The sequence below is a fragment of the Ruegeria sp. G2 genome, assembly GCF_056533505.1.
In genome coordinates this window covers 616,441-636,536 of record NZ_JBQFON010000001.1, presented here as the reverse complement: position 1 = coordinate 636,536, position 20,096 = coordinate 616,441, and the positions used below count along the sequence as shown (strand labels likewise).

Sequence of the window (20,096 nt, the reverse complement as noted above, 5' to 3'; positions counted from 1 at the left end):
TGATGAACGATATGACACGAGTGGAGAGAACCGTGGACTCCAAAGCAATCAAGATCGCCGCGAATAATGTTCAGGTCCACTATGGCGATACCCATGCCATCAAGGACGTGAATGTCGAGATCGAAGACAAGACGGTTACCGCCTTCATCGGCCCCTCGGGCTGCGGCAAGTCCACGTTCCTGCGCTGCCTGAACCGGATGAATGACACCATCGATATCTGCCGCGTCACCGGGGATATTCTGTTGGATGGTGAAGATATCTATGACAAACGGGTCGACCCGGTGCAGCTGCGCGCCAAAGTGGGCATGGTGTTCCAGAAGCCCAACCCGTTTCCAAAGTCGATCTATGACAACGTCGCTTATGGTCCTCGCATCCACGGCCTTGCGAAAAACAAAGCGGAACTGGATGAGATCGTTGAGAAATCCCTGCGCCGCGGTGCTATCTGGGACGAGGTGAAGGATCGTCTGGACGCGCCCGGAACAGGCCTGTCCGGTGGCCAGCAGCAGCGCCTATGTATCGCCCGCGCCGTCGCGACCGAACCAGAGGTTTTGCTGATGGACGAGCCATGCTCGGCGCTAGACCCGATTGCGACGGCACAGGTCGAAGAACTGATAGATGATCTGCGTAAGCGGTATTCGGTGGTGATTGTTACCCACTCAATGCAGCAGGCCGCGCGTGTTAGCCAAAAGACCGCGTTTTTCCACCTGGGCAATCTGGTCGAATTTGGTGAGACCGGCCAGATATTTACAAATCCCGAAGACCCCCGGACCGAAAGCTACATTACCGGCCGGATCGGCTGAGAACAGGTATTCAGACATGACCGAACAACATATTGCATCCGCGTTCGACCGGGATCTCGAGGAGATTCAAGCCCATATTATGAAGATGGGTGGCTTGGTCGAAGCCGCCATCATGGACGCCGCCCGTTCGCTGGAAGCCCGCGACGAGGAATTGGCGCAGGAAGTGCGGCAGGGCGATAAGGCCATCGATGCGCTGGAAGAATTGATCAACGAAGAAACCGCACGGCTGATTGCGTTGCGTGCCCCGACGGCAGGTGATCTACGATTGGTTCTGTCGGTGCTCAAGGTTTCAGCCAACCTCGAGCGGATCGGCGATTACTCCAAGAACATTGCAAAGCGAACCACCGTTCTGGTCAATGCGGGCGAGATCAACGGCAGCGCCGCCGCGCTGCGTCGCATGGCGCGCGAAGTTGAACTGATGTTGCGAGATGCGCTGGATGCTTACATCCAGCGAGATGCAGAATTGGCCACCGACGTAATCGAACGCGATCAGGAAGTGGACCAAATGTATAACGGCTTGTTCCGCGAGTTCCTGACCTTCATGGCTGAGGACCCGCGCAACATATCATCCTGCATGCACCTGCATTTCATCGCAAAGAACATCGAACGGATGGGCGACCACGTGACAGCGATCGCAGAGCAGGTTGTCTATCTCGTTACTGGTGAGCGGCCCAGCGAAGCCCGGCCCAAAGCTGATAACACGTCTCAAACGATCTAGGAGACTTTCGACATGTCCGCTGATCAACCGACGGTACTGGTGGTTGAGGATGAGCTGGCTCAGCGAGAGGTGCTGGCCTATAATCTGGATGCCGAAGGGTTTCGCGTATCACGCGCTGCCAATGGGGAAGAAGCTTTACTGCTGGTCGAAGAAGATCGCCCTGACATAATTGTTCTCGATTGGATGATGCCCAATCTCAGTGGTATCGAGGTCTGTCGTCGATTGAAATCGCGGTCTGACACGCGCTCGATCCCGATCATCATGCTGTCAGCCCGGTCCGAGGAGGTCGACAAGGTACGCGGCCTTGAGACGGGCGCGGATGATTATGTGGTCAAACCGTACTCGATCGTGGAATTGATGGCGCGTGTCCGGACGCAACTGCGGCGAGTGAGGCCAGCGACAGTAGGTATCCGACTGGAGTTCGATGATATCATTCTGGATTCCGAGACCCACAAGGTCAGCCGAGACGATAAGCCTTTGAAATTGGGACCAACTGAATTCCGGCTGCTGAGCACATTCATGGAAAAACCCGGCCGCGTCTGGAGCCGCGAGCAATTGCTTGACCGTGTTTGGGGGCGCGATATCTATGTCGATACACGCACCGTTGATGTCCATATCGGTCGCTTGCGCAAAGCATTGACACAGCACGGCGGTGAAGATCCGGTGCGTACGGTTCGTGGGGCAGGGTACGCGTTGGGCTAACGCGGTAGCGCTTCTTCGGTTTGTGCTTGAGACGCCAACCAATGTCTGAACTGCCGCAGGGCGTCGTCGTCGGATTTTTCGCGCGGCCAAACCAGATAATAGGCACCCATAGCCTCAATTGCGTTTGGGAAAGCCGCAATCAGTTTGCCGGTCGCCAGGTCCTGTTCGACCAGATAGTTCGGCAATAGCGCCACACCCAATCCATGCAACGCAGCTTGATTGATCGTGTTGAACTGATCGTGGACCGTGCCGGGCAGAGGGTGCTGATGTTCGATTCCCATTTGGCGAAACCAGTCTTGCCATGCACGGGGCCGGGTCTGGATGTGCAACAAAGGCAGTTTGAGTAAGTCTCGAGGTGAGGTTGGCGCGCCTTGCGGTAAGAGACTGGGCGCGCAAACAGGTAGAACACGCTCCATACTCAACAACAAGCGATCGGATCCAGGCCAATCCGGCTCCCCAAAATGTAATGCCGCATCAAAGGGTTCGGATGCAAAGCTGAATGGCCTCAGTCGCGTGGTCATGTTGATCGTAATATCAGGGTGGAGCCGCGCAAAGTCGGGAAGACGCGGCACCAGCCAACGCATTCCGAACGTTGGCAGGATCGCCAAGTTTAGTGTTCCGCCGGCCGGAGCAACATGCAATTTCAATGCAGCCTGTGCGATCTGCGACAAGGCTGGTCGAATTTCCCGAACGTAGTCTTGCCCCGCCTTTGTGAGTGATAGCCGCTTTCGATCACGACTAACCAACTCGGCGCCCAAATGCGCCTCAAGTGTCTGAAGTTGTCGGCTGACAGCGCTTTGCGTCAGAGCCATTTCATCAGCGACTGCCGATGCTGACCCAAGTCGATCCAAAGCTTCAAGCGCGCGCAGTGCAGATATGGGCGGTAGAGTAGGGCGGTTCGGTCTCATCTATGCGTTTTGATCATGAAACCATGCAAATGTCTCGCTGTTTTTTGACAATAGCTCAGGTTATGATTGTACAAACCAATACCTGCCGGAGAAACAAAATGAATGCTCCAGATACAAAACCGGTCCTGCGCGCGAAGGATGCGCCCGAACTTGGCAGTTTCAACTGGGATGATCCATTCCGCCTGTCTGACCAGTTGGAAGAGGATGAACGCCTGATCGCCGACAGCGCGCGTGCTTATGCTCAAGAAAAACTACAGCCGCGCGTTACGCAGGCTTTCCAAAACGAAGAAACGGACCCGGAAATCTTTCGTGAGATGGGCGAAATGGGTCTGCTCGGCACAACAATTCCTGAGGAATACGGTGGAATTGGTGCCGGTTATGTCACCTATGGCCTGGTAGCGCGCGAAGTCGAACGTGTGGATTCTGGCTATCGTTCGATGATGTCGGTGCAAAGCTCGTTGGTGATGTATCCAATCTATGCCTATGGCAGCGAGGAACAGCGGCGCAAATACCTGCCGAAACTGGCCAGCGGAGAATGGATCGGCTGCTTTGGCCTGACGGAACCGGATGCGGGTTCTGATCCGGCGGCAATGAAAACCCGCGCCGAGAAGATTGATGGTGGCTATCGCTTGACCGGCAGTAAGATGTGGATCTCAAATGCGCCGATTGCCGACGTTTTTGTGGTCTGGGCCAAATCCGATGCGCATGACGGTAAGATCCGCGGATTTGTGTTGGACAAAGGTGCCAAGGGATTGAGCGCTCCGAAGATCGAAAACAAGTTGAGTCTGCGAACCTCGATCACCGGTGAAATCGTCATGGATGGTGTTGAAGTGGACGAGGGCGCCTTGCTGCCTCATGTTCAAGGCCTAAAGGGCCCGTTCGGCTGCTTGAACCGCGCACGCTTTGGTATCAGTTGGGGTGCGATGGGTGCGGCGGAATGTTGTTGGCACGCAGCTCGCCAATACGGATTAGATCGCAAGCAGTTCAATCGCCCTCTGGCACAGACCCAACTGTTTCAGCGCAAACTCGCAGAGATGCAAACCGAAATCTCACTCGGCTTGCAGGCAAGCTTGCGTGTCGGACGTTTGATGGATCAGGCCGAGGCTGCACCTGAAATGATCTCGATTATCAAACGCAACAATTGCGGTAAGGCGTTGGACATCGCTCGAATGGCGCGTGATATGCACGGCGGCAATGGGATATCGCTCGAATTCCAAGTCGTGCGCCACATGATCAATCTGGAGACCGTCAATACCTATGAGGGGACACATGACGTCCATGCATTGATCCTGGGACGGGCGCAAACAGGTCTGCAGGCGTTTTACTGAAGCTTTATCGATTAATCGTATAATCGGTATTATGTAAATAATGGAATGGGTAAACCATTGCTGGCTAATCCGCATTGGCTGTGGTTTCCCAAGATGTTACGCTGTGTTTGAAATGTAGAACACGGATATCGTGATGGATCTGAATGGAAAAACCGTTGTCATCACCGGTGCAGCAAGTGGCATCGGCAAAGGTCTTGGAGAACGGTTTTCAAAGGAAGGCGCACATGTGGTCTGTGCGGATATCGATCTTACTGGCGCGCAGTTTGTGGCCAAGAAAATCGGTGGCGATGCAATCAGATGTGATGTTTCCAAAGAAAGCGACATTCGAGAATTGATCGATGTGGTCGAGGATACCATTGCTCCGGTTGATTTGTTCTGTGCCAACGCTGGCATTCTAACGTTTGGTGGGCTTGACGTACCTGACACGGATTGGGAGCGTATTTGGCAAATCAACGTAATGTCGCATGTCTGGGCTGCGCGGCATCTGATCCCAAGGATGGTCGCGCGTGGTGGCGGTTACATGATGTTTACTGCATCTGCCGCTGGACTGCTCAACATACCCGGCGCTGCGCCGTATGGAGTTACCAAGCACGCGGCCGTAGGTTTTGCTGAGTGGATCGCGCTGACATATCGCGACCGTGGCATCCGAGTTTCTGTTTTGTGCCCGCAAGCTGTGCGGTCAGAGATGATGCGTGGATACGAAGATTCTGTTGCCGCGTTCGACGGAATAATTGAGCCCGCTGAGGTTGCACAATCCTGTATTGAGGCAATTTCTGCCGAGCGTTTTCTGGTTCTTCCGCATCCGCAAGTCTTTGATTACATGCGCATGAAGATCGAAGACTATGATGGCTGGTTAAGTAATATGAATAAGATTAATCAACGCTTTATCGGTGATATCTAACGTAACCGACGCCGCCTTAGCAGGCCTTCCTGCGCAACTGACGCAACCAGCTTTCCATCCTGAGAAAAGATTGATCCGCGATTGAAGCTACGCCCCTGCCCCGTCCATGGTGATTCCATGGAATAAAGATGCCAGTTTTGAAACTTAACGGGTGCATGAAACCAAATGGCATGATCCAGACTGGCACCATCGATTTCGCCAGTAAACCAATTCAGCCCATGGGGCCTCATCCCGGAAGTGAGCAGCCCCATATCCGAGGCATAGGCCAAGAGAAGATGTTGCGTAATCGTGTCCGCATCATTCGCCGCACCCATGCGAAACCAGAGATAGTTCTTATCATCTGCCTTTGAGGGCGTGAACAGGTCCAAAGGATCAACTTCGCGCACTTCGATGGGACGCTCACGCAGAAACTCTGACTTCAGCTTGTCCGGCACACGGCCAAGATACTTTTGCCGCAGATCGTCACGCGATGGATGGTGTTCTGGACCATCAACATTGGGAATCGGATGCTGATGATCCCATCCATTATCCTGTTTGTGGAATGAGGCGGACATGTTCAGGATCTGTTTGCCATGCTGGATCGCAACCACGCGACGGGTCGTAAATGAACCTCCATCTCGTGCGCGATCCACTTGATATATAACGGGAATGGACGGATCGCCGGGGCGGATGAAATAAGCATGTAGCGAATGACACAGGCGATCTTCAACCGTCCGGTAGGCTGCCGCAAGCGCCTGTGCAATCACCTGACCGCCAAAGATGCGCGTTGGCGTTTCACCGCCTGAGCCGGTGCCGCGGAATAGATCGACTTCGAGCCTTTCGATATTCAGCAGATCAAGCAGTACACGTTCGGCTTCGGTCATCTTGGGGTCTCCTGCATCCAGACTTTTCCGGTATCATTCGACAACCGATCATTCAACGAGTGCTGCATGCACAAGCGCCTTTAACTCGGCGCGCGATGGATAGGAGCTGGATGGCGAAAGCTGAGTGAAGAATACGGTCGTCAGATCATTGACTGGATCGACCCAGAAATACGTCGATGCCATACCACCCCAGCCGAAGTCACCAACCGAACCAGGGCATTTGGCAAGTGCCGGGTTTAGAACCACCGCTCCTCCGATACCGAAACCTGTCCCGTCCATGGGTTGTTCCGCGAAACTTTGCGGCCCCATTGATGCAATGTCGCCCGGTAAGTGATTGCGAAACATAAACTCCATCGTCTTTGGCCCCAGGATTCTGACGCCATTTCCTGTTCCTTTGCTCCGCAACATTTCGGCGAATTTACTGAAGTCGTCGATCGTACTGATCAGCCCGCCGCCTCCGGAAAAAGTAGTCGCCGCCTCGAATGGAGATTGCCCGAAATTATCCACCAATCGGAGTGTTTCGCCGCCTGATTTTGCGGCGTTCAGCGCCATTGCGTCACCTTCCAATGGGCTGTAGAGTGAGGCAAACCTGTCCCCTGCCCCATTAGGCACTGAGAACGCGGTTTCATTCATACCCAAGGGTTCAAAGATATGTTCAGTCAGAAATACGTCGAGCGATTTGCCTGATACCACTTCGATCACGCGCCCAATTACATCTATCCCGACCGAGTATTCCCATCGCGCACCGGGTTGAAAGGCCAGCGGGAGTTGCGCCAACAGCTTAATCCTTTCTGACAGAGGGCCCTGTTGTGGTGAAAAGATCAGATCAAGATCGTCCATGGCCTTGGGCATCAGGCCGGGATTGAACGGGTAACTCATCCCGCCGGTATGGGTCAAAAGCTGATGCAAGCTCGGTGACGGCGCATCCTCAGTCTGATCAAGGCTAGTTGCGTTCGGAATCAGGGCCCTCATGGACGTAAATTCAGGCAGAAACTCGGAAACTGGAGCGTCGAGATGAAACAATCCCTGTTCGACCAGAGTCATAAGGGCAACCGAGGTCACCGGTTTTGTCATCGAATATATCCGAACCAAACTATCACGTTGGAAGGGAAGGTCGTTCTCGATGCAACGGCGCCCAAAAGTATGAAAGAACGCCTCTTTCCCGTGCTGGTGGATTAGAAGCGCGCTACCCGCATATTTGCGCTGGTCCACATACCTGTTCATCCATTTGCGTATATTGGCCAGTGATGTCGGATCAAATCCCATGAGGCAACTCCGTTTGGGTCAAACCGCTTACGCCTCGCTGCGTAAAGCAGACAAGCCATGTTGGGCAAAGACTGGGACATAGGCACCAAATGCCTGTGCCCGCTTCGGATCAGATGCATTTCCGTCAAGCGCGCGCTTGTAAACACCTTGCAGAATTCCAGCCATTCGAAAGAAATTGAAAGCTAGGTAAAACCCGAAGTTCTCGATCGCTGGAATGCCGCGACGTGCGCAATAGTTTGCGACAAAGGCGCGATCTGTTGGTAAGCCAAGGTTTTCTCGGTCTACGCCCGCCAATCCCCGCCCCTCTTTTCCCGGAGGTAGCTGCCATTGCATGATAACTGCCGCGAGATCCGCATATGGGTGGCCGATGGTCGACAATTCCCAATCCAGAACCCCGATGCAGCGCGTGCCATTCGTTTCAAACATCAGATTGTCGATGCGATAATCCCCGTGCACCAGCGTCCTTTGGTTGTCATCCTCTGGAACTTGATGCTCGAGCGCGGCAATCAACTGGTTCATGTCTGGGATAGTTTCGGTCTCAGAAGCACGATATTGCTTGGTCCAGCGGGCAATTTGCCGTTCGAAATAGTTGCCAGGTGGCCCGTAATCCGAAAGACCAACTGCATCGATATCGACCATGTGTAACTCAGCCAGAACGCGGTTCATTTCATCAATCACACCCGTACGAGTGGCGTTATCTTCACCCTTCATGACCGGATCTACAAACGTACGCCCTTGCAGGTATTCCATTACGTAAAAAGCCGACCCAATCACCCGGTCATCTTCGCATAGCAGGTGAACTTTCGGCACGGGCACATTGCTGCCAGCAAGCGCACTCATGACGCGAAACTCGCGATCCACTGCATGGGCTGATTTCAGCAAAACCCCGGGCGGCTTGCGCCTTAAAACATAAGCCTCATTCGGTGTGCTGAGCAAATATGTCGGGTTGGATTGGCCTACGGTGAACTTTGTCGCCTTCAATGGGCCGTGAAACCCATCAAGATGTGAGTTAAGATAGGTCTCAACTGCGTTGATATCTAATGTACTATCGGTTTCTTTCATCTACCAAACCTGCGGTCGATCTGGGGCTAAAGAGCGTCGGCAAAGATGTTACCGCCTGTCTGGACGTTGATACCGCCGGATACCGGCAACACCGCACCCGTGATGTAGCTGCCACCACGGCCACACAGGAACAACATACAGCCCGCGATATCTTCGTCACGACCCACGCGACCCAACGGTACCGCCTTGCCGACACGCTCGCGCTTACTTTCATCTTCGGTTGCAAACGCGGTCATGCGCGATACGAACGGCCCAGGCGCCAGAGCATTTACTGTGACACGATACGGCGCAAGTTCCTTGGCCATGATTTTTGACAGGTGAATCACCGCGGCTTTTGACGCGGAATAGCTGTAGGCCCCGTCACCCATCGGGACCTCGCCCATAACCGATCCAATATTTACGACCCGTCCTGGATCATCGTCGCTGGCTGATTTCATTAAAAGCGGCAGTAGTTTTTGGGTCAGATCGAATATACCTGCGACATTGACGGACATCACTTTATCCCACGCCGAGTGGGGAAACTGACCCATCGGTGCGCCCCAGGTAACACCAGCATTATTCATTAATATTTCAAGAGATTGCGTTCGTTTGTTGACCTCACCAACTAATGCATCAATACCCACTTCGCTGCCGATATCGCCTGCGAAACCTTCTGCAGATCCGGCGGTGCCTAACGCGTTCAACTCTACCGCAACCTGTTCACATGCATCACCCTTGCGCGAGGCAATCAGAACATGAGCACCGGCGCGAACAAGCGCCTCGGCTGCCATCCGGCCAATACCCGTGGCCCCACCTGTCACCAGCGCAGTTTTTCCGTTGAGTGAAAACAATGTCTCGGGCGTCATGAAATCTCCTTTCAGGTGATCTGCTCTTTGCGCCTATCGTTTGAGAACCAGAGCGGCGGTCATCTTGACAATACGTTCTTGTAATCCAACGATTTCAATTCAAACGAAGCAAGGGGCAAGTGGGGCATATGCAGACATTACTCAGCGTCAAACCGGGCGGACCAGAAACATTGGAGTTGACCACCCTGCCCGATCCCGTGCCAAAGGCTGGTGAGATATTGGTGCGAATTCACGCGGCCGGAGTGAACTTTCCAGATACGCTGATGATCCGGGACCTTTACCAAATGAAGCCTCCTCGTCCATTTGCCCCAGGTGGCGAGATTGCAGGTGAGATCACCAGCGTCGGCAAAGACGTCGTTGATTTCTTGCCCGGTGATCGTGTTCTGGCGCTGACAGGACATGGAGGGTTCGCCACGCACCTGACGCTCAAACCAGCGACGGCGATCAAAATCCCGGATGATATGCCATATGAAGACGCCGCGTGTTTCATATTCACGTATGGCACGTCTTACCATGCGCTCAAAGATCGAGCGCAGCTGCTCTCGGGGGAAACCGTACTTGTGCTTGGCGCATCGGGTGGCGTTGGCTCTGCCGCGATAGAGCTTGCCAAAGCCATGGGTGCGCATGTGATCGCGGCAGTTTCGTCCGAAGAAAAAGCACAGTTTTGCAAAAACGTTGGTGCAGATAAAACACTGATTTATCCACGTGATCTGGACCGAGCGGCGCAAAAGGCGCTGTCTGCCGAAATCAAATCGCTGGCCGGTGGCGAAGGTGTGGACGTGGTCTATGACGCCGTTGGCGGGGACTACGCCGAACCTGCCTTGCGCAGTTTGGCGTGGGGAGGCCGATATCTGGTCGTCGGTTTTCCAGCAGGCATTCCCAGCATTCCGTTGAACCTGACGCTGCTCAAAGGATGTCAAATCGTCGGCGTGTTTTGGGGCGCGTCAGTGTTTCGGGATCCGAAAGGGCATTCTCAGAATGTGGGTGAACTGTTCAAAATGTATCGAAGCGGTGCCATCTGCCCTCGTATCAGCGCCCGCTTTCCACTTGAAAGTGCGGCGGAAGCGATCGCCAAGATGGATCAACGCAAAACTCTCGGTAAAGTTGTGGTCACAATGAGAACTAAATGAGCTGATATTCATTCAGAACTTTAGATTCTTACCAATATGCGACACAACCACTCGCGCCAAAGGGGCGATGGTCGCTGGACGCCTCAATTTTTCGGGTTTATGAAAAAGAAGAAGATGGGGACAGTTTGAATATGCAAAAAATATTGGTTCTGAATGGTCCGAACCTGAATCTGCTGGGGACGCGGCAGCCCGAGGTTTATGGATCAACGACCTTGAAGATGATTGAGGACCTGTGTGTTGCTCATGGTCAGGCACTGAAGCAGACGATCACGCATATTCAAACCAACCACGAAGGCGCATTGATTGATGCGATTCACGCAGCACGCGGCGAACAGGATGGAATCGTCTTGAACGCGGGTGGATACACCCATACGTCGGTCGCGCTGATGGATGCGATTTCTTCCGCCGAAGTTCCGGTTGTAGAGGTTCATCTGTCAAATATTCACGCGCGCGAAGTGTTTCGACACAAATCATACGTCGCCCCAGTTGCCATTGGTCAGATTTGTGGATTCGGCGCACATAGCTATGTGCTTGCGCTGAATGCCCTTGCGGCCCATTTGGCTGAGGGGGGCACTGGATGAAGCTCAACGATTACCTGAACTTTCTGAGCTATACCAAGACATTGGAAGAGCTGTGGGATGCCCACTGCCGCCAGATGGCAAAGTTCGGATTTGATCGGTTGCTGTATGGTTACACCCAGTATCGCACGGCGACATCATTGGGGGACCCCGAGGATTTCGTCATCCTGTCCAACCACTGCAAAGATTACCTTGATGGGTTCCTCCGCTCGGGATTGTATTTTCACGCTCCGATGTTGAAATGGGCCTTGGATCATGAGGGCGCGGCAAGCTGGAGCATGATCAATGACATGATGTCCAGCGGTGTTATGACACCCGAAGAACTTAGGGTTTATGAGTTTAACAAGTCTTTGGGTCTTACATCGGGTTATACGGTCAGCTTCAACTCGGTTTCGATGCGAACCAAAGGCGCGATCTCACTTGCAGCCCGAATGCATGATCAGGATGAAGTGGACGAGATCTGGCAGGAACACGGCAAGGATATTTTGCTGATGAACAATGTTGCTCATCTCAAAATCCTTACCTTACCGTACAACGCTCCGAACCGCGCTCTGACTAAGCGGCAGCGAGAGGCGCTTCAATGGGTGGGGGATGGAAAGACCACTCAGGACATCGCGTTGCTTATGGGTTTGACTGCCGCGACGGTGGAAAAGCACCTAAGGCTGGCGCGCGAGGCGCTTTCGGTTGAAACCACAGCGCAGGCAGTGCTTAAGGCGACTTTGCATAACCAGATGTTTGTAATGGAAGCCTGACCCTGATTTGACGCTATATTGCGTCAAATTGACCTAGGGTAAGGAATACATGACTTTCCGAATCTCCCCCATAAATTGCAAATTGGTATTGTTCCGTGAGTGGTGGCTTTAGCCAGGGAACGTTTTGATTGGATCTTTGTAATACCAAAGCTCTCTGATCGCTCTGACATAGAGGCGTCTATTCGTCCGCGTCGCTTTGTCGGAATTTTTGAGGGGCCCTTCCATCCCCATCATGCAGGGCCCCTCAATCTCCTCTTTTCCTTGGTTTGTTTACTGCGCATTGAAAAGTTGCCTAGCACAAAAAAACCCGGCTGCATCGCAACCGGGTCTTTTATGGATTGCAGCCCCTCAGTGAGGCTGCATTTTATCTTTAGCCTTGAGCTGCCTTCGCAACTTCGGCTGCGAAGTCTTCTTTTTCGACAACGATGCCTTCGCCTACTTCCATGCGGACAAATCCGGTGATGGTTGCACCCGCTTCTTTAGCCGCAGCTTCGACGGTTAGGTCAGGATTCACAACGAAGTCCTGGTTCAGCAGAGTCGACTCGGCAACGAATTTTTTCATACGACCGACGATCATCTTTTCGATCACCTGCTCCGGCTTGCCGGATTCGCGGGCGATGTCCATCTGGACCTGCTTCTCTTTCTCGACAACTTCCGCGTCCATGTCCGCCTCAGACAAGGCCGCCGGGTTCACTGCTGCAATGTGCATTGCAACCTGCTTGCCGAAGGCTTCATCGCCGCCAGACAGAGCAACAAGAACGCCGATTTTGCCCATGCCGCTGGTTGCAGCATTGTGGACATAGGACACGACAGTGTCACCGCTCAGCTTGGACATGCGGCGTACCGACATGTTCTCACCGATGGTGGCGATCTTGTCGGTTAGAGTGTCTGCAACAGATTTGCCGCCCAGATCGGCAGCCAGCAGAGCTTCTACATCGTCGACGCCTTCGGCTGCATAGGTGATCTTGCCGACCATTTCCTGAAACTCGCCATTTTTCGCAACGAAGTCGGTTTCCGAGTTCACTTCGACAGCAACACCGTTGCCGCCGTTGACGTGAACGGCCACCAGACCTTCGGCGGCGGTACGGCCCGATTTCTTGGCTGCTTTGGCTAAGCCCTTGGTGCGCAGCCAGTCAACGGCTTCGTCCATGTTGCCGCCGGTTTCGGTCAGCGCTTTTTTTGCGTCCATCATGCCTGCGCCGGTCGAGTCGCGCAGTTCTTTTACCATTGCTGCTGTGATTGCCATCTTTTGGCTCTCCTCAATTCAAACGGAATTGGGGCAGGTCTACCCTGCCCCATATGTCATTTACGTGACGGGCAGCTTACGCTTCGGCTTTGGCTTCCGGCGCGGCTTCTTCTGCGGGTGCTTCTTCGGCAACGGCTTCCTCAACCGGAGCTTCTTCGAATGCACCCAAGTCAACGCCTGCTGCACCCATCTGTGCGGTCATACCGTCCAGAGCGGCACGTGCGGCCAGATCGCAATACAGCGCGATCGCGCGGGCAGCGTCGTCGTTGCCGGGGATAATGTAATCCACACCGTCGGGCGAGCAGTTGGTGTCGACAACAGCAACAACCGGGATACCCAGCTTGTTGGCTTCGGCGATGGCCAGTGCTTCTTTTTTGACGTCGATGACGAACAGCAGATCAGGAACGCCGCCCATTTCGCGGATGCCGCCCAGCGATGCCTGCAATTTGCCCTGGTCACGCTCCATGCCCAGACGCTCTTTCTTGGTCAGGCCTTCAGCACCCGATTCCATCGCTTCGTCGATCTGGTTCAGACGGTTGATCGACTGGGAAACGGTTTTCCAGTTGGTCAGCGTGCCGCCCAGCCAGCGGTGGTTCATGTAGTACTGAGCCGATTTTTCAGCCGCTTCCGCGATCGGGCCAGCGGCCTGACGCTTGGTACCAACGAACAGAACGCGGCCACCTTTTGCAACGGTGTCACGAACGGCGTGCAGCGCCTGATCCAGCATCGGAACGGTCTGGGTCAGGTCCATGATGTGGATGCCATTGCGCGAGCCGTAGATGAACGGGCCCATGCGGGGATTCCAACGCTGTGTCTGGTGACCAAAGTGAACGCCAGCTTCCAGCAGCTGACGCATGGTGAACTCAGGAAGAGCCATGCTATGTTTCCTTTTCCGGTTTACGCCTGAGCGGGGGTGAAAGAAGCGGATGCTCCAACCGGCGGCCTTGATAAGGATGTCTCCCTCAAAAAGGCCAAACCCCGCCTGCGGGTTTGAATGGCGCGCGTATACGGCAGGTTTAGCAGCAGCGCAAGGGCCAAATGCCCTTATTTTTCAAGCCGCGCCAGCGAATGTGCATGACGTACAGCCTCTTCACAATGAGCCGCCAGCGCTTTGCGGTTTTCAAAGTCGCTAACCTTGGCTGGCGCGTGGTAGATCAACTCCACGGTACCTTGCCGCCGGGCGCCCAAAGTCTTCAGCAAATGCGGTCCGAATTCCATGTCACCCCACCAGCCATAAAACCTTTCGGATTGCCCTTCGGGTGCGTGAAAGATGACCGAGACCGGTTGAACATACATGAAATCTCGCAATTCTTCAGTGAAGAACGCCGCAAAGAGAGTTGTTTTAAATGGTAAAACTCGAAGGCCGTCTGTCGAGGTGCCTTCGGGAAAGAACAACAGCTTGTGCCCGGCTTTCAGACGTTCTTCAAACACCCTGGTCTGTTCACGGGCCTTTTTGCGATCGCGCTCGATAAACACAGTACCTGTTGCGCGCGCCAGCCAGCCTATGCCGGGCCAATTCGCGACCTCGGCTTTTGACACGAAATACACTCGCTTACGCGCATTCAGCGCAAAGATATCCAGCCACGACGTATGGTTGGCAACCACTGCCCCACGTTCCCGCATCAATCTACCAGAGGTGTGAAAACCGATCCCAAGGATTCGAAACGCATTGCGACAAACGAATTGTGAAATGAATGGCGTCACCGGCCGTTGAACGCCACAAAGCGGGCGTTCGATCAGGCGTGTGACGAGTAAGACGAGCAACCCTCCAAACACCAGAATGGCTAGTGGCAGGCCGCGAAGGACCACCAAAACCCAGCCCAAGAAACCAAGCTCAATGGGATCAGGCGCATCTTCGCTCTGCCAGGAGGGATCACTCACCGGTTCAAGCTCCGCCATAGATGCGCCGCTGACGCTCATTCATGCGGTTTGTGTCTAGGATCAGGCACACGTCCGTGGTGTTGAATGCATGATCGATAAACGCCCCTTCGCCTACGAAACCGCCCAATCGAAGATACGCTTTGATCAGCGCAGGCACCTGCACCATCGCAGCACGCCGATCCAGTGCATCTGGTGGCAATAAATCCATGGGTTGAAACACATCGGGTTGCGCCCGAACCTTTAGATCTGGCGGGGCAAGATGGTTGTGATGCAGCATCGATAACGGTTGCGCCAGTTTCTGCACGTCGATTCCGTGGAAACTCGCCACACCAAACAAGACCTCAATCTCGCGCTCGGAGACATAGGCGGCCAAACCATTCCACAAATGATACATCGCAGTGCCGCCGCGGTAGTCCGGATGAACACACGAACGTCCGAGCTCCAGCAGTTTGCGACCACTTTGCTTGAGAACACTTAGATCGTACTCATCTTCGGAATAGAACTGCCCGAGTTCCGCCGCCCGTTCACCCGGGAGCAGTCGATAAACGCCGATCACCTCATCAGTTGTATCGTCTATGGCCAGCATATGATCGAAATATGGATCGAAGCGATCTTGTTCGAGCCCGGCCTCATGGTCGACCATCTCACCGCCGCCACCCAGTTCCCGGACGAACACGTCATAGCGCAGACGTTGGGCCGCCCGCAGTTCAGCCTCGTTTTCGGCCAATTTGACAGTGAATGAGGGGCCTTTGTCGGGCATCAAATATGTTCCATTATGTCGATTGCGCGCTGATAACGCGATTGCGCTGCCAAAGGCAACTCGCCCGCGTTTCGCCTGAGTTGTTAACCTTTCCTAAACCAGTTTCACGGATCAAAGACCGGCATCAGGGCTATGCGTGTCCCGTCGATTACCACTTTCCCCTGCTCGCGAAAGTTCACGGTGATCTTGCCCCCGATATTGGACTGCACCTGTCCAACGCCCCAATCGGGGAAATCGGGGTGGCGGACATACATGCCCGGTGCAAGAATGGCATTCAGGTCTGTCATATTGGGCTCCGGGTCCTGAGGCAGATGCAGCAGGAGGTACGCATGGGCGCTTCAGACGTCAACCTGGCCGAATTGATCGGCTCTCGGATCTGTCATGATCTGATCAGCCCAATTGGGGCAATCACCAACGGGCTTGAACTGTTGGAGATGGTTGGCGCAGTCCAGGGTCCCGAGATGGAGCTGATTTCCGGCAGCGTCGGAAGCGCGGGCGCGCGCATCCGGTTCTTTCGCGTGGCCTTTGGGGCAGCCAGTGATCAACCGCTGGGAAGAACTGAGGTAATTGAACTGGTGAAGGATCTTGAAAAGGCGAGCCGGGTTCGGATCACGTGGAACCTGACCGAACCCGTGCCGCGCAATCAGGTTAAACTCGCCTTCCTCGCCGTGATGTGCTGCGAAAGCGCGATGCCGTTTGGTGGTGAGGTGGAGATCGAAACTCGGGGTGATGCGTGGACTGTGACAGGAACATCCGACAAACTGAATCTAGACCCCGATTTGTGGAAAGGGGTTTCAACCGGCTGTTTTGCCAGCAAAGTCAGTCCTGCGCATGTTCAATTTGCACTGTTGCCCGAAACCGCCGCTGCGATGCGGCGTCGGGTTGCGGTAGAAACGACCACAACCCTTGTGAAACTGAGATTCTAAACCCTCGTCGTTCCGTTTCCACGCACAAGATATTTAAAGCTGGTCAACTGAGCTGCCCCGACAGGTCCGCGCGCATGCATCTTGCCCGTGGCGATGCCGATCTCGGCGCCCATTCCGAACTCGCCACCGTCGGCAAACTGGGTTGAGGCGTTGTGCATCAGAATAGCGCTATCGAGGCGTTCAAAGAAATGCGCTGCAGCAGCAGTGTTCTCGGTCATGATGCAATCTGTATGGCTGGAACCATACGTATTGATATGATCGATCGCAGCATTGATGTCAGCAACAGGCTTGGCTGCGATGATGCTATCCAAAAACTCCTTGCCCCAATCCTCATCAGTTGCGTCAATAGTGCGATCATTGGCCAAGATGCCTTGTGCATGAACCTCGACACCCGCCGCATGAAGCGCCGCAATGACGTCACGTCCAAGGGTTTCCGCCACGTCCTGATGCACCAACAAACACTCCGCAGCACCACAGATGCCGGTGCGCCGCGTCTTTGCATTCAATACCACATCTAGCGTTTTCTGAGGGTCTGCAGCCTTATCGACATAGATATGAACAATGCCTTCAAGATGGGCAAAGACCGGCACACGCGCCTCGCGCTGCACAAGACCGACCAAACCTTTGCCGCCGCGCGGGACAATGACGTCAACGTAATCTGTCATCGTTAGCAGCTCTTGCACTGCGGCACGATCACGGGTCGGTATCAGTTGGATTGCATGTTCGGGCAGGTTGGCGGCCCTCAGTCCTTCGACCAAACAGGCATGAATAGCGGTTGACGAATGAAAACTCTCGGACCCGCCGCGCAGGATTACTGCATTGCCCGACTTCAGGCATAGCGCACCCGCATCCGCCGTCACATTGGGGCGGCTTTCATAGATCACTCCGATCACACCCAAAGGCGTGCGTACACGCTGAATGTTCAGACCCGAGGCCATGTCCCATTCGGCCAGAACCTCACCCACCGGATCGGCCTGTTCAGCCACGGTTCGCAAGCCGTCAACCATACCTTGAACGCGCGCCTCATCCAGCATCAGGCGGTCCATCATCGCGGGGCTTAGGCCCTTCTCGCGACCAAACTCCAAATCTTTCTTGTTGGCCTCAATGATGTCATTGCGATTGTTCCATACGGCATCTGCAGCCGCGATCAACGCCGCGTGCTTTCGTTCGGCGCTGGCAAATGCCAGTTCGCGCGAAGCCATGTTCGCGCGTTTGCCGAGGTCTTCCATCAGGCTGGGAATACTGTCGAAGTCTTTCATCTCGTAAGCCTTTCAGGTGGTTCTCTCTATTCTATCATAGCGCCAGGTCATCGCGATGGATTAACACTGCGCGGCCCGGATAGCCTAGTGTGGTTTCGATTTCAGAGGACTTGCGCCCCTTGATCGCGTCGGCCTCTTGCGCGGTATAGCGGCTGAGGCCTTGCGCCAGTGGTCGCGCTGCTGGGTCTAGGATCGTAACTGGGTCACCACGTCCAAATTCGCCGGTCACTTCAACAATTCCAACAGGAAGAAGGCTTTTACCGTTTGTCAGAGCTGTAACCGCACCATCATCGATCATGATCTCACCACGCGGTTTCATGGCCGATATCCAGCGTTTCCGGGCAGCATGCGGATCAAGTGTTGCTGTAAACCAAGTGCAATTCGCGCCGTTTTCCAGCGCTTTCAGCGGGTTCAATGTTGACCCTTCAGTTATTGCCATGGTGCAGCCGGCAGCCGTTGCCATCTTGGCGGCGAGAAGCTTTGTTTTCATTCCGCCTTTGGACAGACCTGATCCCGCATCACCGGCCATGGCCTCAATCTCGGGCGTGATCTGATTGATCACATCGTATCGAGTTGCGGTGGTATCTTCGATCGGGTTGCCAGTATAGAACCCGTCAACGTCTGAAAGCAAAATCAATTGATCTGCGCCGACCGTCACGGCGATCTGTGCGGCCAACCGGTCATTGTCGCCATACCGAATTTCATCGGTCGCCACTGTGTCATTTTCGTTAACGATAGGCACAACACCTAACCCAAGTAATGTCTCAAGCGTCGCACGAGAGTTCAGGTATCGCCGCCGATCTGCACTGTCCTCTAGCGTCACCAGAACTTGCGCGGTCTTGATGTCATGTGGCGTTAATACTTCTTCATACGCTCGGGCCAACCGAATTTGACCGACAGCAGCCGCGGCCTGAGATTGCTCTAACGGCAGCGTCTGCATTGGCAATCCAAGGACTCCACGCCCAAGCGCGATCGAGCCTGAAGATACCAGGATGACATCTGTCCCCTGCCCTTTTATCCATGCCACATCCTGTGCGAGCGATTGCAACCACTCCAATCGCAACTGGCCGGTATTCCGATCCACCAGCAAGGCGGACCCAATCTTGACCACCATGCGGTTTGCGGCGGTCAGGGTTGCCAAGGCTCTGCCTCCTCGATGGGTTTTTGCCGCAGGCGGTTTTCATCAATCTGTGCCCGCAAAGCACGCAGCACTTCTGTTACACCCAGATGCGCAACGCCAGACATCGTCATAACCGGGCCACCCACGGATTGCTCGAGCTTTTCCTTGGCAAGCTCAAGTTCTTCCTCATCCAGAGCGTCAACCTTGTTCAGAACGGTGATACGCGGCTTGTTCGCAAGCTCGCCGCCATAGGCCTCAAGTTCGTGAATGATGGTGCGGTAATCTTCGGCGACGGTTTCGGACGTGCCATCGACCAGATGCAGCAGAACGGCGCAGCGTTCGACATGGCCGAGGAAGCGATCCCCAATCCCACGCCCCTCGTGCGCGCCTTCGATCAGGCCAGGAATGTCGGCGACGACGAATTCCACGTTATCAACGCCTACGACGCCCAGATTGGGATGCAGAGTGGTGAACGGATAGTCGGCAATCTTGGGGCGAGCGTTGGATGTGGCTGCTAGGAATGTCGACTTGCCCGCATTGGGCATCCCAAGCAGACCCACATCCGCAATCAGCTTCAGCCGCAACCAAATCGTGCGATCAATCCCCGCCTGCCCCGGATTGGCACGGCGTGGAGCCTGATTGGTGGCTGATTTGAAATGCAGGTTACCGAACCCGCCGTTGCCACCTTTGGCTAACAGTACCCGCTGACCAACTTCCGTCAGGTCGCAGATTACGGTCTCTTCGTCTTCATCGAGAATCTCAGTTCCGACGGGCACACGTAGGATGATGTCATCACCATCCTTGCCAGTACGCTGCTGACCGCGCCCGGGTTGACCGTTCTTGGCGAAGAAGTGCTGCTGGTAACGGAAGTCGATCAGGGTGTTTAGTCCGTCTACGACCTCGGCCCATACCGAACCGCCCTTACCGCCGTCCCCGCCATCGGGTCCGCCGTATTCGATGTACTTTTCGCGTCGAAAGCTGACGCAGCCGCCACCTCCGGCCCCGGACCGGATGTAGACCTTTGCAAGATCGAGAAATTTCATAGCTGTCC

General features: G+C 54.6%; 22 protein-coding genes. 9 read left to right on the top strand and 13 right to left on the bottom strand.

All coding sequences use genetic code 11. The annotated features are described in order from the left end of the window. The first annotated feature begins 2 nt into the window (after nucleotides 1-2). The 3 genes from pstB to phoB are packed head-to-tail and all read left to right on the top strand — an operon-like array spanning nucleotide 3 to nucleotide 2,220. Complete coding sequence (gene pstB / locus ACR0DU_RS03145; RefSeq protein WP_010440155.1) at nucleotides 3-800, top strand: phosphate ABC transporter ATP-binding protein PstB; 798 nt, start codon at nucleotides 3-5, stop codon at nucleotides 798-800. Nucleotides 801-816: 16 nt separating this feature from the next. After that, nucleotides 817-1,518, top strand: a complete 702-nt coding sequence (phoU, locus tag ACR0DU_RS03140; RefSeq protein WP_480651311.1) for a phosphate signaling complex protein PhoU — start codon at nucleotides 817-819, stop codon at nucleotides 1,516-1,518. A 12-nt stretch (nucleotides 1,519-1,530) separates the two neighbouring features. Beyond that, the gene (phoB, locus tag ACR0DU_RS03135) at nucleotides 1,531-2,220 is read left to right on the top strand and encodes a phosphate regulon transcriptional regulator PhoB (protein ID WP_010440149.1); all 690 of its coding nucleotides are present in this window, start codon (nucleotides 1,531-1,533) and stop codon (nucleotides 2,218-2,220) included. Here phoB and ACR0DU_RS03130 read toward each other — a convergent pair. After that, on the bottom strand, nucleotides 2,217-3,128 hold the full coding sequence (locus ACR0DU_RS03130; protein ID WP_480872439.1) for a LysR substrate-binding domain-containing protein: 912 nt from the start codon (nucleotides 3,126-3,128) through the stop codon (nucleotides 2,217-2,219). The two genes, phoB and ACR0DU_RS03130, sit on opposite strands and share 4 nt — an antisense overlap. Nucleotides 3,129-3,226: 98 nt before the next feature. On the opposite strand from ACR0DU_RS03130, the gene ACR0DU_RS03125 reads away from it, so the two are divergent. Continuing rightward, nucleotides 3,227-4,456: an acyl-CoA dehydrogenase gene (locus ACR0DU_RS03125; protein ID WP_170539713.1), complete on the top strand. Its 1,230-nt coding sequence runs from the start codon at nucleotides 3,227-3,229 to the stop codon at nucleotides 4,454-4,456. Between the two features lie 133 nt (nucleotides 4,457-4,589). Then, nucleotides 4,590-5,357, top strand: a complete 768-nt coding sequence (locus ACR0DU_RS03120) for an SDR family oxidoreductase (RefSeq protein WP_480872437.1) — start codon at nucleotides 4,590-4,592, stop codon at nucleotides 5,355-5,357. Here ACR0DU_RS03120 and ACR0DU_RS03115 read toward each other — a convergent pair. Genes ACR0DU_RS03115 through ACR0DU_RS03100 form a run of 4 tightly spaced genes read right to left on the bottom strand, consistent with a single transcriptional unit; the run spans nucleotide 5,354 to nucleotide 9,393 of the window. After that, a complete protein-coding gene (locus tag ACR0DU_RS03115) occupies nucleotides 5,354-6,220 on the bottom strand; it encodes an acyl-CoA thioesterase (RefSeq protein WP_480872435.1) in 867 nt (288 codons plus the stop codon). The genes ACR0DU_RS03120 and ACR0DU_RS03115 overlap by 4 nt on opposite strands. A gap of 48 nt (nucleotides 6,221-6,268) precedes the next feature. Beyond that, entirely contained in the window at nucleotides 6,269-7,486 is a 1,218-nt protein-coding gene (locus tag ACR0DU_RS03110) for a serine hydrolase domain-containing protein (RefSeq protein WP_480872433.1), read from the bottom strand. Between the two features lie 27 nt (nucleotides 7,487-7,513). Beyond that, on the bottom strand, nucleotides 7,514-8,548 hold the full coding sequence (locus tag ACR0DU_RS03105; protein ID WP_480872431.1) for a phosphotransferase family protein: 1,035 nt from the start codon (nucleotides 8,546-8,548) through the stop codon (nucleotides 7,514-7,516). 26 nt (nucleotides 8,549-8,574) lie between these two features. After that, entirely contained in the window at nucleotides 8,575-9,393 is an 819-nt protein-coding gene (locus tag ACR0DU_RS03100) for an SDR family NAD(P)-dependent oxidoreductase (protein ID WP_480872430.1), read from the bottom strand. A 128-nt stretch (nucleotides 9,394-9,521) separates the two neighbouring features. Here ACR0DU_RS03100 and ACR0DU_RS03095 point away from each other — a divergent pair, with 128 nt between their 5' ends. The 3 genes from ACR0DU_RS03095 to ACR0DU_RS03085 all read left to right on the top strand — a co-directional run bounded on the left by ACR0DU_RS03095 (nucleotide 9,522) and on the right by ACR0DU_RS03085 (nucleotide 11,853). Next, on the top strand, nucleotides 9,522-10,523 hold the full coding sequence (locus ACR0DU_RS03095) for an NADPH:quinone oxidoreductase family protein (protein WP_480872428.1): 1,002 nt from the start codon (nucleotides 9,522-9,524) through the stop codon (nucleotides 10,521-10,523). A 131-nt stretch (nucleotides 10,524-10,654) separates the two neighbouring features. Next, nucleotides 10,655-11,104 (top strand): type II 3-dehydroquinate dehydratase, encoded by a 450-nt coding sequence (gene aroQ / locus ACR0DU_RS03090; RefSeq protein ID WP_480454889.1) that lies wholly within the window; start codon nucleotides 10,655-10,657, stop codon nucleotides 11,102-11,104. Continuing rightward, complete coding sequence (locus ACR0DU_RS03085) at nucleotides 11,101-11,853, top strand: autoinducer binding domain-containing protein (RefSeq protein ID WP_480872427.1); 753 nt, start codon at nucleotides 11,101-11,103, stop codon at nucleotides 11,851-11,853. Before aroQ ends, ACR0DU_RS03085 begins: the two co-directional genes overlap by 4 nt. Before the next feature lie 370 nt (nucleotides 11,854-12,223). On the opposite strand, the gene tsf is transcribed toward ACR0DU_RS03085, so the two are convergent. The 5 genes from tsf to ACR0DU_RS03060 form a co-directional block, all read right to left on the bottom strand. Continuing rightward, on the bottom strand, nucleotides 12,224-13,099 hold the full coding sequence (gene tsf, locus ACR0DU_RS03080; RefSeq protein WP_480872425.1) for a translation elongation factor Ts: 876 nt from the start codon (nucleotides 13,097-13,099) through the stop codon (nucleotides 12,224-12,226). 76 nt (nucleotides 13,100-13,175) lie between these two features. Next, a complete protein-coding gene (gene rpsB, locus ACR0DU_RS03075; protein ID WP_480872424.1) occupies nucleotides 13,176-13,976 on the bottom strand; it encodes a 30S ribosomal protein S2 in 801 nt (266 codons plus the stop codon). Between the two features lie 167 nt (nucleotides 13,977-14,143). After that, nucleotides 14,144-14,998, bottom strand: coding sequence for a lyso-ornithine lipid O-acyltransferase (gene olsA / locus ACR0DU_RS03070; protein WP_480872740.1), 855 nt, complete (start codon nucleotides 14,996-14,998; stop codon nucleotides 14,144-14,146). Next, nucleotides 14,985-15,740 (bottom strand): L-ornithine N(alpha)-acyltransferase, encoded by a 756-nt coding sequence (gene olsB / locus ACR0DU_RS03065; protein WP_170683861.1) that lies wholly within the window; start codon nucleotides 15,738-15,740, stop codon nucleotides 14,985-14,987. Before olsB ends, olsA begins: the two co-directional genes overlap by 14 nt. Before the next feature lie 104 nt (nucleotides 15,741-15,844). Continuing rightward, complete coding sequence (locus ACR0DU_RS03060) at nucleotides 15,845-16,027, bottom strand: DUF3553 domain-containing protein (protein WP_010440107.1); 183 nt, start codon at nucleotides 16,025-16,027, stop codon at nucleotides 15,845-15,847. 42 nt (nucleotides 16,028-16,069) lie between these two features. On the opposite strand from ACR0DU_RS03060, the gene ACR0DU_RS03055 reads away from it, so the two are divergent. Further along, nucleotides 16,070-16,666, top strand: coding sequence for a histidine phosphotransferase family protein (locus tag ACR0DU_RS03055; RefSeq protein WP_480872422.1), 597 nt, complete (start codon nucleotides 16,070-16,072; stop codon nucleotides 16,664-16,666). Here ACR0DU_RS03055 and ACR0DU_RS03050 read toward each other — a convergent pair. Genes ACR0DU_RS03050 through obgE form a run of 3 tightly spaced genes read right to left on the bottom strand, consistent with a single transcriptional unit; the run spans nucleotide 16,663 to nucleotide 20,088 of the window. Then, entirely contained in the window at nucleotides 16,663-17,925 is a 1,263-nt protein-coding gene (locus ACR0DU_RS03050) for a glutamate-5-semialdehyde dehydrogenase (protein ID WP_480872421.1), read from the bottom strand. The genes ACR0DU_RS03055 and ACR0DU_RS03050 overlap by 4 nt on opposite strands. A 34-nt stretch (nucleotides 17,926-17,959) precedes the next feature. Beyond that, nucleotides 17,960-19,066, bottom strand: coding sequence for a glutamate 5-kinase (gene proB, locus ACR0DU_RS03045; RefSeq protein WP_480872419.1), 1,107 nt, complete (start codon nucleotides 19,064-19,066; stop codon nucleotides 17,960-17,962). Continuing rightward, entirely contained in the window at nucleotides 19,054-20,088 is a 1,035-nt protein-coding gene (gene obgE / locus ACR0DU_RS03040) for a GTPase ObgE (RefSeq protein WP_480872417.1), read from the bottom strand. Before obgE ends, proB begins: the two co-directional genes overlap by 13 nt. Nucleotides 20,089-20,096: the final 8 nt, after the last annotated feature.